The following is a 13,530-nucleotide window of genomic DNA, read 5'->3' on the forward strand; positions in this document are numbered from 1 at the left end:
AACCCCGCAGGGGCACCGCGAGCGCGAGACCCGGCGCAGTCAACGGCGCCGACAGTTCCTTGCCCTGTATCGCGACAGGCACGGCACACGAAGGAGCAACCTCAATCGTGGAAATCAATGGAAGTGCCGAACGCTCGATATTCAAAAACGCGAGGGGCGCGGTGAACTTCGCCCCTGGAATCGTCGGTGGAATCGAAAGTTCATTACTCGGAACCCCGAGGGGCACCTCGAGTTCCGCACCGGGAACCGCCGAAAATTCCTTCCCCGGAACTTCAGCTGGCGCGATTTCCGAAGGTGCGACGGAATCCGCTACCGCGGGAATCGGAGTGGGCAATGTCGGCCCATCCGCCGGAACCTCGATGCCCGGAATCGAAATCTGGTTCGGGACTTCAAATGTCCCGATACCCGGAATGGTCAGCGGTTGCGCTGACGCCTGACCTCCTGCGAGCAGTGTCGCGACGATGGCCGCGCCTGCGACGACTCCCGCGCCGACGGCCCATGGGAGCGCGCGCCGCAGGAAACGAGAATATCGACCCTCCGTAGTTGATGCCATGATCCGGTCCTCCGATGCTCGTATCGAAGTTCCTGGCTGTCCGTCGACGCCGAACTGCATTGGCGTTCAGGACTTCACCAAGACCTCGAATGAATTCGAAAACCATCACGGTGATCTTTAGTCCAGCGGATCCGTGCGCCATGTTTCGCGCAACCCGCGCCAATTATGCGACACGACACGCGCATTGACGATAACAAAAGCATAACTAAAATGAAATGCCCCGCAGCAGAATCTCTTCCGCAGCGGGACATTCCGGCATCGAAATGGCTCAGGCGATGATCTGTTCTTCGATCTGTTCGGCGAGAGTTCGCAGTTTCGCGGCGAATTCGCGCGCCGCCGCCGGATCATTGTTCGAGCCCTTGACAACTCGTCGCGTCAGCGCCGCGAACCGCGATTCCACCGCGGCGAACAGATCGACGGCCCGCTCACTCGATCGGTCCCGCAACTCCCCGCGCAGCCAGGCCTGCAGCAATTCGACCACCTCGGCCTTGTCGAACCGCTCGGGCAGCAGCGCGACGGCCTCGCGGAGTTTGCCCGCGGTGACCTTCACATCGTCGACACCGGCGATCGTGGTGTACACGGTGACCGCCGCATCTTCGCCGTGCTGGGCGGCGACCGGCAGCAGTTCGCGAACCTGTCCCTCGTTGATTGCGGGGGCGACCGGATGCAATTTGGCGGCGAGCGGCCAGGCCCGAATCAACTTGTGCGCGTACGACCGCTGCATATCCCAGCGCTGCTCCACGTAATCGTCGAAGCTCGCGTGCCGATCCCGGTAGAGCCGACCGTCGCGCACGATCTGCAGCGCGCGCCCGGCCGACCAGAAGGCGACCCGCAGGCCGTCGATCGAGGATTCGCAGGCCGTCAACTGGGCCTGTTCACGATCGTCGAGCGGCCCGTCCAATGCGGTTTCGTTCGGCGTGGGCAGCGGCATCGTCAATACATTCGCCTCGACTGCCGGCGCGATCACCTCCAGCGACGCCGCGCTCAGCGGACCCGTTCGCCACTCGGCATCCCGCAGCGGGGATACCGGCGGCGTGTGCTCGGCACTATCCGCCAACGGGTTCGCGCCGCCGATCGAGCCCTTACCGATGGAACCCTTTCTACGCTGCGGAGGCATCAGGCGGGCACCTCCACCGCGACCCGGTACGGACTCACCAACTCCTCGCCGACCTGCCGGTACTCACCGAGATCCATGATCGGATTCTCGGCGCCCTCCCCGACCTCCCCGTCGGCCGCCTCCCGGTACCACTTCCACGCGCTCAAATAGGATTCGAATACGTCGTAGCCGGCATCCTCCAGATTTCCGCGCTGCGTGCGGTATTCGGTCGAGACGTTCACGCCGTTCTTCATCGTCACCGGCACCTTGGTCATCAATACCCGCACCCGGATCTCGCGGCCGCTATCCACCGCGGCCTCCTCGGCGGCCTTATAGGTACTCGGCACCCGCTTGACCTCCGATGGGCTGACGCTGGTCAACAGAATCAGCTCATCGCTCTGCGGTATCGCGGCCTTGAATATCTCGGCCGACTCGCCACCGGCATCGACGATGATCACATCGAATTTCCCGGCATTGTCGGTAATGCAGTCGTCGACGTGCCGGGACGGGAAGGCGATCAGCTTGAACGGCACCTCGATCCCACCCCTGAGCAGCCGCCGATACCAGGAATATCCGGTCTGACTGAGCGGGTCGGCGTCGATGACGAGCACACGCAATTCGTGGACCTGCGCGAAATATGAAGCCAAGAAAAACGCTGATGTCGTCTTGCCGACGCCGCCTTTGAGATTTCCGAGCGTTATAACCAGCGGTTCGGGTATTTCCAGTGGCGCAACAGAATTCTTCATGGACAGTCCTCCGAGGGTGAGGATGGTCAGCTGTGGCGGGGCCAAGTTTCGCACAGCGGAGTTCAATTTCCACTGATTGCGGACCTGCCATTTCCTCGCGCGCGAGCGCTGTGCCCGATTTGGGCGGCAAAGCTGTGTCCAATTGGACACACCCGACCACCCTGTCGCCAACCGGGCGCATAGGTGAAATGTCGACCCGATGCCCCCATGCCGGGGCCTGCGACCTGAGCGAGCTCACTCGCGATATCGCCGACAAGGCGCTCGAGCCATGCGTGGTCGAATCCGAGAAGACCGGAACCTTTCCGCACGACGCGGATCGGGCGAAACCATCGGCGCATACAACATTTCCCGAAGCGAGTGCCGGATCCGATGCGGCCGCGCGGCGCTGTCGGGCCACCGGGGTCCTCAGGAAATATGATAGGCGTTGCGGGACAAGGACTTTCGATCGCATCCAGCGCTCCGAGCTCGCCAGGCGAGTATCGCGAAACTGATCGCTACCGATGCCGCTATGAAGGTCGCCACCGATGCGGTGCCGGTGTTCGGCGGCTACGGCTACACCCAGGACTTCCCGGTGGAGCGCCCGAGGTCGAAATCGTGCAGATCTTCGAGGGCACCAACCAGATCCGACGTCTGGTCATCGCCCGGCAGTCGCCGGACAATGGACACGGCGGGTCTCGGCCCGCCGCGAAGCTCAGCCGAGTCTCAGCAAGCCCCCAGTAAACTCGGGGCGACCTGGAACGATGACGAAAGGGGCGCGAGCGATGCTGTGGGTACTGATCGGCGTTGTCATCCTGCTCGCGGCGGCCTACGTCATCTATCAGACGCAACAGAGCAAACAGCGCGCGGCACGGGAGTTCGACGACGCGGCCGCCGACGCCAGGCAGATGATCGAGCGACTCGCAGGTCAGGTCTACAACCTCACCGGCAGCAACGAGGCGGCTGAGCAGGCACTCGCCGACGCCTCGGAGCGGCATATCGCGGCAGGCTCCCAGATCGAGCAAGCCCGCACGCCCGCCCAAGCACGGCTGGCGAAGCAGACCGCGGTCGAGGGCATGTACTACATCCGCGCGGCGCGCATCGCGATGTTGATGGATCCGGGCCCGGTGATTCCGGCGCTGGACGGTCAGGACACCGCCGGGCGGGTCACCGAGAAGCGGGTCGTCGAATACGAGGGCCGCAACGTCGCCGCTTCGCCGAATCCCTCCGCGGAAACGCCGAATTATTATCCGGGCGGACGCGTCGCCGGGCGGCCGGTACCCGCGGGCTGGTACTCCGAGCCGTGGTGGCGGCCCGCATTGATCGGCGGCGCTTGGGGTTTGGGGTCGGCGCTGCTGTTCTCCTCGCTGTTCTCCGGAATGTCCGGCGTCGGGTATGACGTGCAGGGGTTCGAAAGTGGTTACGGCGAGGGGTATCAGGACGCGCTCGATACGGCGGGTGGGGATCAGGGCTACGACTCGGGCGATCAGGGCGGGTACTCCGACGATCAAGGCGGGTACGACTCGGGTGGCGGTTTCGACGGTGGGGGGTTCGATGGGGGCGGGTTCGATGGGGGCGGGTTCGACGGCGGGTTCTGACGGCCCGGCCTGTGCGGCGGGGTCGGGTTCCGACGGTCTGCCTGAGCTGCGGGCCGATACGAGTGGAGTTGCCCACGTGAGCACAGGCCGATGCGGCTCAGCGCCCAGAGCGCACGTTGTTGCGACTGGGATAGCCCGTCCCGAGCACAGCCCTTGACCGCCAATTTCATTGCCTGAGACAGTCGAGGTTCTTGGCCCGGGTTTCTGGCACGGCAATGAGGCCTCGGTCGATGGATTGGAGCATGTTGGGGGCAATGACGATGACCACCGCGGATATCCCGGTCGAGAGCTTCCTGCATCGAACCCGGCGCACCCTGCACGAGCGGGAAACCCGACGGGTGGCAGAAGCCGACCTCACGCCAGGGGCCGACGCCTGGCGGAGGTCGGCTCCGCACCAGAGGCGACCGCGGGGTCGACATCTCCGGAGTCGAACGCTCAGCGCACTTCCCGAGCCGCGTCAGATCGACGGGGCCTCAGGAGCAGCTTGCGTCATTGCATGCCTGCCAACCCGACAGGACAGGACCGAGCGCAACAACAGTCTCAGACAGCTGTCCGGCCGTGGTCAACCCCCGAACCGATCTCGACCTATCACGCCCCCGACCAAATCAATGCAACCCACCCGCCCTCGACCCGGTAGACTCCCCTCGTCCCACCCGGTGCCCCCAGCACCACCAGTTCAGCCCTCGTAGCTCAGGGGATAGAGCACCGCTCTCCTAAAGCGGGTGTCGCAGGTTCGAATCCTGCCGAGGGCACAAGAAATCTCGAGGCCAGGGTGTGAGGACGAGTTTGCCTCGGATGCGGCCCGATTCGGCTAGTCGATGGGCGACGGCGACGTCGGCCAGCGACATGACGCGATCGACGTGCACGCGAATCCGGCCGTCGGCAGCAAACCGGGCGATCGCGGCCAGGTCAGTGGGCGATGGGCGTCCGGTTACCTGTCGGCTGCGGGGATCGCCTGTGGCGTCGGAGTCCTGGGCGGCGATGTATCGACCGCGGGGTCCGAGCACCTGCAGCGAGCGTGTGCCGTAATCGCCGCCGACCAAATCGAGCACAACGTCCACATCACGCATGGCGGTAGTGAAATCGACTGTCGTGTAATCGATTACCGCGTCTGCGCCGAGCGCGGCCACGAAGTCATGGTTGACGACACGAGCGGTGCCGATCACTCGGGCGCCACGCAACGCGGCGAACTGCACGGCCAGATGCCCGACTCCGCCAGCTGCGGCGTGGATCAGGATTCGCTCACCAGCGTGCAGTTCGGCCAATTCCAGTGCCTGCCAAGCAGTCAGCCCGGCGGTCGGTAAGGCAGCCGCCTGCACGACGTCGAGGCCGGATGGCAGCGGCGCCAGCGAGTCGGCGCGGGCAACGACGTATTCGCTATAGGCGCCGGTGCGGCTGAAGATCATGCCGAAAACCTCGTCGCCAGGCCGGAATCCGGTGACATCCGGGCCGATCTCGGTCACTGTGCCGGACACGTCGAATCCGAGCGTGAACGGCGGCGGACCCAAATGGGTCACCTGCCCGGACCGCAACTTCCAGTCCACTGGATTGACCGCGGTCGCCCGTAGGCGCACCACCACCTCCCCCGGCCGCGGCGACGGACGCGGCACCTCGATGGTTCGCAGCACCTCCGGACCACCCAGGCTGCGCTGAGCGATGGCCTTCATGAGCGTCACGGCTGCTCCGATCCGTTTTCTGGTGCGGTGCGGGGTTCGACTTCGTCGAGGAATCTCTCGACCAGCGCGATCGATTCGGCATGACCGGTGTAGGTGCCGAAGGTCTCCTCGAGATGCGCCATCCGCGGGATCGCGGACATCAGGAACAGCAGCGCCGCGGGTGGGATCTCGGTGCCGGACAGGCGATATCGCCACACCGTCCGCTCGAGGATCGCGAGCAGAGTCTGCCGGACGCGCTCACCACCCGCACCGATCACCGGACCGATGCCCTTGCGATGGTTGGCCAGCGCCATGAATTCCAGCAGCATTGCCGTGCCGCCCTTATCGTTCGCGTACTCCCAGATCTCCCGCAGGGGCCGGCCGGATTCGCCGACCGCGGCCAGACGATCCACCGTGTGGTCTGTCCACCGAGTCAGGACCGCGATGAACAACTCCTCCGGCGTCGGGAAGTAGTACTGCACCAGCCCCGGCGCCACAGTGGCCCGGCTCGCGACGCCCCGATAGGTCACGGCCACATAGCCGTGGTCGAGCATGAGCTCGCCGGCCGCCCGCACGATCTCCGTACGGGTCTGCGAGCTCCGCGAGCCCACTCCCCGCTGCGTAGCCATCACACCTCCACCGGCACCGAGCATCTCTACGAGAGAATCTACCTCTCATTTGTGAAATATTCTATTCTTGTACGACTGAACAACAAGGAAGGACCATCGTGACTGCCACCATCCACGCAGCGAAACCGTGCGGCGCCGAGATCATCGGAGGCGGATTGCCGCACCACGCCGTCACGATCGAGCCGACCTCGCGGCGACTCGTGCACCGCACCCTCGCCCGCATCGAAGCGGTCGTCTGACATGGGAGCGGAATCCGAGATCGCGGACCTGCGGCGGCGCATCCGCTACCTCGAAGACCGGACGGAAATCCTCGACTGCATCGCCCGCCACGCCCGCGGCTGCGATCGACACGACGCCGAGCTACTCGGCAGCACCTACCACCCCGACGCCATCGACGAACACGGCAACACCACCAACACCGGCATCGACTACGCGGGCTGGGCCAACGCCGTCCACGCCGCCACCTCACAGACGCACACCCACAACATCACCACCCACACCTGCGACATCGACGGCGACGTCGCACACTGCGAAAGTTATTCCGTCGTCGTCTTACTCGGCGTCGACGGCCGCACCGCGCAACTCGTCAGCGGCCGCTACCTCGACCGGCTAGAACGCCGAAACGGTCACTGGCGCATCGCATTACGACGCTCCACCGTCGAGGTCATGTGCACCGCCGACGCCAGGGTGCTGCAATCACCGTTCTTCACCGATCAGGGCTACCTCCAGGGCACCCGCGACACCACCGACCCCTCCTACCGAACCGTGTCTTGACAGCACGCAAACGGCGGCGGAGCATGGAAACTATGGAAACCGAAGTAGTTTCCTCAGTTTCCGACAGACGCCGTGCCGAGGCGATCGTCGACGCGGCCAGTCGACTGTTCCTCGCGCCGGGCACCGGGCGGGTGAGCATGGACGAGCTCGCCCGTGAGCTCGGGATGAGCAAGAAGACGATCTATCGCCACTTCCCGGACAAGCACAGCCTGATGACCGCGGTGCTGGACCGGCAGTTCGCGGCAGTGGAGCGCACGCTCGTAACGGCGGCCGAGGATACCGAAGGCAAGCCGTTCGGCGCGCAAGTGCAGCGGTTCCTGCTCGCGGCTTGCAGCGAGCTCGGGCGGATCGGCGCCTCCCAACTGGCCACCGGAAGGGGCGATGCGGTGCTGCGCCGACACGTGGAACAGCGGATCGACGCGGTGGTCTACCAGCGGCTCGACGAGCTGTTCCGGGATGGGCACCGGCGGGGACTGCTGTCGGCGCCGCCGGAACTGCTGGGCGAGATCACCCGCGGCGCGGTGGAGCGGCTGCTGAACTCGCAGTTACCACGCGAACTCGACTGCAGTGCGGCCGATCTGCTGCGGACGACCGTCGACACAGTGCTCTACGGGGCTATCCGCCCCGGGATCGAACAGGCGAAAGACTCGTGACAGAGGCCGACTTCTACTGGAAGGACATCTCATGAAAATCGCAGTCATCGGCACCGGACTCATCGGCTCCCAGGTGGTACAGAAGCTCACCGCGGCCGGACACGACGCAACCGGACACTCGCGCTCGACCGGGATCGACCTCCTCACCGGCGACGGACTCGATGAAGCGCTGCGCGGCGCCGAGGTCGTCGTCGACGTGGCCAATTCGCCGACCTTCGACGAGGCCTCCCTCGACTTCTTCCGCACCACGGTGCCCCATCTCTTGGCCGCCGCGCAGGCCGCAGGTGTCCGGCACATCGTGACGCTGTCGATCGTCGGCGTCGACCAGGTGCCCGACCTCGTCTACTACCGGGCCAAGACCCTGCAGGAGGACCTGGTCGAGGCCGGCCCGATCCCGTACTCGATCGTGCGCGCGACGCAGTTCATGGAATTCGTGGTGGCGTCGCTGGACTGGACCACCGACGGTGATATCGTGCGCCTGCCTGCCACTCCGATTCAGCCCATCAGCTCCGCCGAGGTCGCGGCCGCTGTCGCCGAGGTCGCCGCAGGTGCTCCGCTGCGGGGCACACGCAATATCGGCGGCCCCGAAGTCTTCCCGCTCGACGAACTGGGCCGCATCACACTGGAGGTGACCGGCGACGACCGCCGCGTCGTCACCGACGAGACGGCCGGCCTGTTCGCCGCGGTCAAAGGCGATGTGCTCACCGCACCCGAAGGTGCCCACCTCGCCCCCACGCACTTCCGGGACTGGCTGCGGTCACGCTGACCCGACGAACTCTTCGGAGGCAGACATGACGAACGTTCGCCGCATCGAACCAGCCGAGCAGTCCGCAGCGTAGCCGTCGGAGGGGCTGGCGAGGCACGAGCTCCGAATTGTCCTGCTCAACCCTGACCGATGTCGCGGGGGCTGGCGTCGAAGCGCTGACGGAAGGCTGTGCTGAAGGCGGTTCGACCGGTCGGCGTGCCATGTGAAGACCGGAATTCGTCCCCACCGGAAAACGGGTACCGGGCGCGCGCCCGGTACCCGTTATTTGTTCATCGGTTCAGTTGAAACGCGCCGAGAGGATCGGCACGTCGGCATTGCGGAGGTCGCCCGCGAGGCACGCCCCCGCCATTGCCATGGCATTGCCGATCGGACCTTGTTCGACCACCAGATGGCCACCCGCGCCGGGGCCATCGGTAATGGTCACCGTGTTGGACATCGACCTGGCGACACCGCCCGGCACATGCCACGGCCCGCTGATCCGGCTGACCGCGCCGTTGGACCAGTTGACCTTGCCGTCGACCTGACCGTCGGCACCGTTGCAGCTACCGGTTCCACTGAAGGTGCCGCTGACCGTCGCCTCGGACGCGGGTGCGCCCGTGCAACCGGTGAGATTGCCGTTCCAGGTGGCCGTGGTCGGCGCGACCGACATCCCGAGCGGGCTTGTGTTGTAACTGAATTGGCCGCCGGAGCAGCCGCCGGTAATCGGATCGGCCGCGGCCTGCTGGGCGCCGACCAATGCGGCGGCGAGTGCGGCGACTGCGATCGAAGCTGTGGCGATCTTCCGGGAAATTGCCATGACGAATACCTTCTCCTTTTGATCGAACTGATCTGATGGAGCAGCTGACGACAAGCAAACGCGAAGATAGTAGACGGCGCGTGCGACGCAGGCTAATCAGCCCACACGCATTCCCCGGGATATGCACGTCGGGCATAGGTATTGTTCGGGTTGACGGTGATAACGTCACACGCCCGCACAAGTTCTTCCGGTCGATCGTCCAAATGCGCGAGATTCGGCATGATCACCGCTTCCGCGTCCGTCTTGCGGATGACCTCGCGCAATGCCGCGAGAATATGCGTACCCGCGCCCTCCAGCCGCACGATCTCGGCGAGGTCATATCCGTATCGCGTTGCCAGCTTGCGGATCTGGGCAATGTCCCAGTCCATCGCATCGCCCGACACGTCTTGACGAAGGTATCCGATCGCGGTCGGCGTCGGCCTCATCGACTTGCCTCGTTCCGTCGTGTACCAGATCTTCTGATGCTCGATCCATACAGGTCGGGTGCAGCTACCGTCGTTGGCGCCCCGCCACCGCGCACTGTCGCAGCAAATACAACGCAACCGTAGCAATTTCCCCCGCCGAATACAACAGGAACGTATGTTCTCGACGCCGAAAGTCGTGCGGTCGAACCGATTCCACATAAGTTACAAGATCTGCCACTATGAACCGGTGGAGGTGAGGCGGTAGTGGCGACATCGCGAACCGCGTCGAACCGACCGAAGCGGCGCTATGCACCGCGCCTACCGCCCGAACAACGGCGCGTCCAGGTGCTCGATGCCGCCTTCGCAGTGCTGCACCACACCGAATTGCCGGAACTGAGCATGGAGGCGGTGGCCCAGGAGGCCGGCGTCGGAAAGCCAGTTCTATACACCGTTTTCCGCACGCGCGCGGAGTTGGTCGCCGCGCTGCTGGAACGCGAGCGCGAGCGCGGATTGGACCAGGTCGTCGCGGCCATGCCGACCGATCTGATCGGCTCCGATCCCGTCGTGGCCGCCTCGGCGACCGTGGAGGCATTCGTCGGTATGACCCTGGAGAATCCCACCCGGTGGCGGCTGATTCTCGCCACCCCGGGCGGGGCTCCCAGGGAATACCGTGAGGCACTACGCAATTCGCGCGCCATCATTCTCGACCACGCCGAGGCATTGGTGCGCATGGGCTTGGCGCTCGAACCCCGCTGGGCGGGTGTGGATGCCGCGCTGCTCGCCAATTCGCTGCTGACCGTTGCCAAGATGCTCGGCAGACTGGCGGTCAGCGATCCCGTGCACTATCCACCGGAACGCCTGCAGGGGCTTTCCGCGCACCCTCGTCCGTTTGGTGATGGGCTTGCCTCCCGAATAGTTCAGCGACCGGCGACCTTGGCCAGGTGTTCCGGATAGCGCGCACCGGCGAACGCGGTGGCGGGGGCAGCGGCATCGATGCGGGCGAGATCGTCTGCGGTCAGCGTGATCTCGGCGGCGGCGACATTCTCCTCGAGGTAGGCCCGACGCTTGGTGCCCGGAATCGGAACCACATCGTCGCCGCGGCTCTGCACCCAGGCGAGCGCCAATTGTCCTGCGGTAATGCCCTTTTCGGCGGCCAGCTCGCGCAGCGCCGCGACGATGGCGAGATTGCTGTCGAGGTTGTCCCCGGCGAATCGCGGTAGACGGCGGCGCAAATCGTCAGCGGGCAGATCGGCGGTGGAGGTGATCGCGCCGGTCAGGAAACCGCGGCCCAGCGGCGAGAAAGGCACGATGCCGATGCCGAGCTCACGACAGGTCGGCAGCACCTCGGCCTCGATATCCCTTGTCCACAGCGACCATTCACTCTGCAGGGCGGTCACCGGATGGACCGCGTGCGCGCCGCGGATGGTCGCCGCCGACGCCTCCGAAATGCCGAGGTAGCGCACCTTGCCTGCCTGCACCAGCTCGGACAGCGCGCCCCAGGTCTCCTCGATGGGGACATTCGGATCGACGCGATGCTGGTAGTAGAGGTCGATGTGGTCGACACCGAGCCGGGCCAGCGAAGCGTCACAGCTCTGCTTGACGTATGCGGCGTCGCCACGGGCGCCCATGCTCCCGTCCTCGCCCCACACGATGCCGAATTTGGTCGCCAGCACCACCCGATCGCGGCGGTCGGCGATGGCTTTGCCGACCAGGCGCTCGTTGGTCTCCGGGCCGTAAACATTTGCGGTGTCGAGCAGCGTCACGCCCAGATCCAGCGCACGGTGGATGGTGGCGATGGATTCGTCGTCGTTATCGCGCACGCCGTAGGCCTGGCTCATACCCATGCAGCCCAGACCCTGTGCACCAACGGTCAACTGGCCGAGTTTCCTGGTCGGAATCATGCGGGGCTCTCCTCCTTGGTCGACGATCTCGTCATCGACGCTACGACCTGGAGAGCGCTCCAAGTCAAGAGGTTCGGTCAGTTCGCGAATGCGCCCATGACGACCGGCGCGACGAACTGCTCCAGCATGACCCGCTCATCGGCCTCGTCACGACCGGGCGCGGTGAGCAGCGACATGATGATACGAGCCAACCAGCCGGCCAGCCGGGAGCGGTCCGGATCGGCCGTCGACGGCAGCAGCCCGGCCGCTATGGCCTCGATGACCTCGGAGGATTGACCGATTTCATTGGCAATGCCCGCGTCGCCCGCGGTGAACCACGCGATCAGAGTCGGGTCGGCACGGACCTCGCGCAGCGATGCGAGCATGACCGCGACGATGCGCTCACCCGGATCGGTGATCTCGCGAGTTCGCTCGGCGACCGCCGCGCCGACCCGACGAGCTTCGCGGTGCACGAACGCGATTCGCAACGCTTGGCGGTTCGGGAAATATCGATACAAGGTGGCGCGCGAGCAACCCGCAGCCTTCGCGACATCGCCCATCCCGGTATTCGTGACCCCGCGCTCGACGAACAACTGCGCGGCCGCATCGAGAATTTGCTCGGCCGCGATATCGGCGCGCTTGGGGCGCAACCAATCTCCGGTCATGCGGTCACCCGGAACGGCACACGATCCGGCCAGCGCACATAACTGCCGGGGGCATAACGCACACGGTCGATGTCCACGACGAAATCCGGGCAGCGCGCAAGCAGTTCCTCCAGCGCGACGCACGCGACCATGCGTGCCGCGGCCGCGCCGAGACAATGATGGTTGCCGTGGCTGAAGGTCAGGATCTGTTTGGGCCGCCGTCGTACATCGAGTTCGCTTGCATTGGATCCGAATTCGCGTTCGTCCCGGTTCGCCGAGGCATACAGCAGCAGCACGCGACGTCCGGCCGGGATGGTGGTGCCGTGAATCGCTACGTCGCGCAGCATGGTTCGCGCCAAACCCTGCACCGGCGAGGTGAGCCGCAAGAACTCCTCGACCGCATCCGGGATGAGCGCCGGATTCTCGATCAGCAGCCGCCGCTGATCCGGACGCTCGGTCAGCAATTGCACAGCACCGCCGAGATTGCCTGTGGTGGTGTCGTTTCCGCCGGTGATCATGGTGAAGGCGAAGCCGAGAATCGAGATTATGCCCGCATAGTCGCCATCAGCGCCGAGGCCGGAAGCCACCAGATGCGAGATCGTATCGTCGGCGGGTTCGGCGCGGCGGCGTTCGATCAAATGGGTGAAGTACTGCATCAATTCGCCGATGGCCTCCTGGGCATCGAGCGGACTGCCGCCCGCTGAGGCGGTCATGATGAGATCGGTCCACTCGTCGAATTTCGGCCGATCCGGTTCCGGCACACCGAGATAATGCGCGACCACCATGCTCGGCAGCGGCTTGAAGAGTTCGACGACGATATCGCCCTCCCCCGCCGCCCGCAGCCGCTCCAACCGCTCGACGACGAACGCGCGCACCTGCGGTTCGACCGAACGCACCTGCCGCGGTGTGAAGCCTTTCATGACCTGTCTGCGGAAGGTGGTGTGATCCGGCGGATCGGTGAAGACGAACGGTCGCGGTTCGGGCAGCCCGATCTCGCCGAGGTCGTGGTAGTCGACGGTCAGACCGCCCGCCGACGAGAAGGTCGCGACGTCCCGCGCCGCCGCATACACATCCGAATAGCGGGACAGGACGTAGTAGTCGGTCGCCGGATCATCCTGGGGCACAACGTGATGCACGGGGTCGTGCGCGCGCAGTTCGGCATACATCGGCCACGGGTCGCGCCAGGTCTCCGCGGATCTCAATTCGAAATGCGGTCGGTGAGACAACTCTGTCGTCATGATCCGAGCGTAAGACAAATTGCTACAACTGTCTAGAACGCGTTCTACATCGGATCAGCGGGAATCCTGCGCCACTTCGAACCACTTATAGGTCATCGTTCACTCGAAGATTGCCAGACTTC

Annotated in this window: 16 protein-coding genes, 1 tRNA gene and 2 pseudogenes; 9 read left to right on the top strand and 10 right to left on the bottom strand. The window is 65.0% G+C overall.

Annotated features, from left to right (window positions below):
• The 3 genes and pseudogenes from ACZ60G_RS16735 to ACZ60G_RS16745 form a co-directional block, all read right to left on the bottom strand.
• Positions 1-553 (bottom strand): annotated as a pseudogene (locus tag ACZ60G_RS16735) (hypothetical protein); the annotation flags it as partial.
• A 268-nt stretch (positions 554-821) separates the two neighbouring features.
• Positions 822-1,670, bottom strand: coding sequence for a hypothetical protein (locus tag ACZ60G_RS16740; protein WP_465810995.1), 849 nt, complete (start codon positions 1,668-1,670; stop codon positions 822-824).
• Positions 1,670-2,395: a ParA family protein gene (locus ACZ60G_RS16745; protein WP_465810996.1), complete on the bottom strand. Its 726-nt coding sequence runs from the start codon at positions 2,393-2,395 to the stop codon at positions 1,670-1,672. Before ACZ60G_RS16745 ends, ACZ60G_RS16740 begins: the two co-directional genes overlap by 1 nt.
• Before the next feature lie 463 nt (positions 2,396-2,858).
• Here ACZ60G_RS16745 and ACZ60G_RS16750 point away from each other — a divergent pair.
• From ACZ60G_RS16750 to ACZ60G_RS16760, 3 genes and pseudogenes are all read left to right on the top strand, one after another.
• A pseudogene (locus tag ACZ60G_RS16750) lies at positions 2,859-3,040 on the top strand (acyl-CoA dehydrogenase family protein); the annotation flags it as partial.
• Between the two features lie 116 nt (positions 3,041-3,156).
• Positions 3,157-3,969 carry a DUF1542 domain-containing protein gene (locus tag ACZ60G_RS16755; protein ID WP_465810997.1) on the top strand — a complete coding sequence of 271 codons (813 nt, stop codon included), beginning with the start codon at positions 3,157-3,159 and terminating at the stop codon, positions 3,967-3,969.
• Between the two features lie 679 nt (positions 3,970-4,648).
• Positions 4,649-4,721, top strand: a tRNA-Arg gene (locus ACZ60G_RS16760).
• Here ACZ60G_RS16760 and ACZ60G_RS16765 read toward each other — a convergent pair.
• On the bottom strand, positions 4,683-5,501 hold the full coding sequence (locus ACZ60G_RS16765; protein WP_465811152.1) for an NADP-dependent oxidoreductase: 819 nt from the start codon (positions 5,499-5,501) through the stop codon (positions 4,683-4,685). The genes ACZ60G_RS16760 and ACZ60G_RS16765 overlap by 39 nt on opposite strands.
• Here ACZ60G_RS16765 and ACZ60G_RS16770 point away from each other — a divergent pair.
• Positions 5,407-5,622 (top strand): hypothetical protein, encoded by a 216-nt coding sequence (locus ACZ60G_RS16770; RefSeq protein ID WP_465810998.1) that lies wholly within the window; start codon positions 5,407-5,409, stop codon positions 5,620-5,622. The genes ACZ60G_RS16765 and ACZ60G_RS16770 overlap by 95 nt on opposite strands.
• A 19-nt stretch (positions 5,623-5,641) precedes the next feature.
• Here ACZ60G_RS16770 and ACZ60G_RS16775 read toward each other — a convergent pair whose 3' ends face one another.
• Positions 5,642-6,253 (bottom strand): TetR/AcrR family transcriptional regulator, encoded by a 612-nt coding sequence (locus ACZ60G_RS16775; protein ID WP_465810999.1) that lies wholly within the window; start codon positions 6,251-6,253, stop codon positions 5,642-5,644.
• A gap of 98 nt (positions 6,254-6,351) precedes the next feature.
• Between ACZ60G_RS16775 and ACZ60G_RS16780 the strand changes: the two genes are divergently transcribed.
• From ACZ60G_RS16780 to ACZ60G_RS16795, 4 genes are read left to right on the top strand one after another with little or no spacing between them, the layout of a single operon-like run.
• Positions 6,352-6,492: a hypothetical protein gene (locus ACZ60G_RS16780; RefSeq protein ID WP_465811000.1), complete on the top strand. Its 141-nt coding sequence runs from the start codon at positions 6,352-6,354 to the stop codon at positions 6,490-6,492.
• A gap of 1 nt (position 6,493) precedes the next feature.
• Complete coding sequence (locus ACZ60G_RS16785) at positions 6,494-7,027, top strand: nuclear transport factor 2 family protein (RefSeq protein ID WP_465811001.1); 534 nt, start codon at positions 6,494-6,496, stop codon at positions 7,025-7,027.
• Between the two features lie 32 nt (positions 7,028-7,059).
• Entirely contained in the window at positions 7,060-7,680 is a 621-nt protein-coding gene (locus ACZ60G_RS16790) for a TetR/AcrR family transcriptional regulator (RefSeq protein WP_465811002.1), read from the top strand.
• A 31-nt stretch (positions 7,681-7,711) separates the two neighbouring features.
• Positions 7,712-8,446: an SDR family oxidoreductase gene (locus ACZ60G_RS16795; RefSeq protein WP_465811003.1), complete on the top strand. Its 735-nt coding sequence runs from the start codon at positions 7,712-7,714 to the stop codon at positions 8,444-8,446.
• A 277-nt stretch (positions 8,447-8,723) separates the two neighbouring features.
• On the opposite strand, the gene ACZ60G_RS16800 is transcribed toward ACZ60G_RS16795, so the two are convergent.
• Positions 8,724-9,242, bottom strand: coding sequence for a hypothetical protein (locus ACZ60G_RS16800; RefSeq protein ID WP_465811004.1), 519 nt, complete (start codon positions 9,240-9,242; stop codon positions 8,724-8,726).
• A gap of 92 nt (positions 9,243-9,334) precedes the next feature.
• Positions 9,335-9,667: a hypothetical protein gene (locus tag ACZ60G_RS16805; RefSeq protein WP_465811005.1), complete on the bottom strand. Its 333-nt coding sequence runs from the start codon at positions 9,665-9,667 to the stop codon at positions 9,335-9,337.
• 243 nt (positions 9,668-9,910) lie between these two features.
• Between ACZ60G_RS16805 and ACZ60G_RS16810 the strand changes: the two genes are divergently transcribed.
• Entirely contained in the window at positions 9,911-10,600 is a 690-nt protein-coding gene (locus ACZ60G_RS16810) for a TetR/AcrR family transcriptional regulator (protein ID WP_465811006.1), read from the top strand.
• Here ACZ60G_RS16810 and ACZ60G_RS16815 read toward each other — a convergent pair.
• The 3 genes from ACZ60G_RS16815 to ACZ60G_RS16825 all read right to left on the bottom strand — a co-directional run bounded on the left by ACZ60G_RS16815 (position 10,564) and on the right by ACZ60G_RS16825 (position 13,408).
• Positions 10,564-11,547 (bottom strand): aldo/keto reductase, encoded by a 984-nt coding sequence (locus tag ACZ60G_RS16815; RefSeq protein ID WP_465811007.1) that lies wholly within the window; start codon positions 11,545-11,547, stop codon positions 10,564-10,566. The two genes, ACZ60G_RS16810 and ACZ60G_RS16815, sit on opposite strands and share 37 nt — an antisense overlap.
• A gap of 77 nt (positions 11,548-11,624) precedes the next feature.
• Positions 11,625-12,191 (bottom strand): TetR/AcrR family transcriptional regulator, encoded by a 567-nt coding sequence (locus tag ACZ60G_RS16820; RefSeq protein ID WP_465811008.1) that lies wholly within the window; start codon positions 12,189-12,191, stop codon positions 11,625-11,627.
• Entirely contained in the window at positions 12,188-13,408 is a 1,221-nt protein-coding gene (locus tag ACZ60G_RS16825; protein ID WP_465811009.1) for a cytochrome P450, read from the bottom strand. The genes ACZ60G_RS16820 and ACZ60G_RS16825 overlap by 4 nt, the downstream gene beginning before the upstream one ends.
• Positions 13,409-13,530 lie beyond the last annotated feature (122 nt).

It is taken from the genome of Nocardia sp. NPDC102475 (assembly GCF_055584605.1).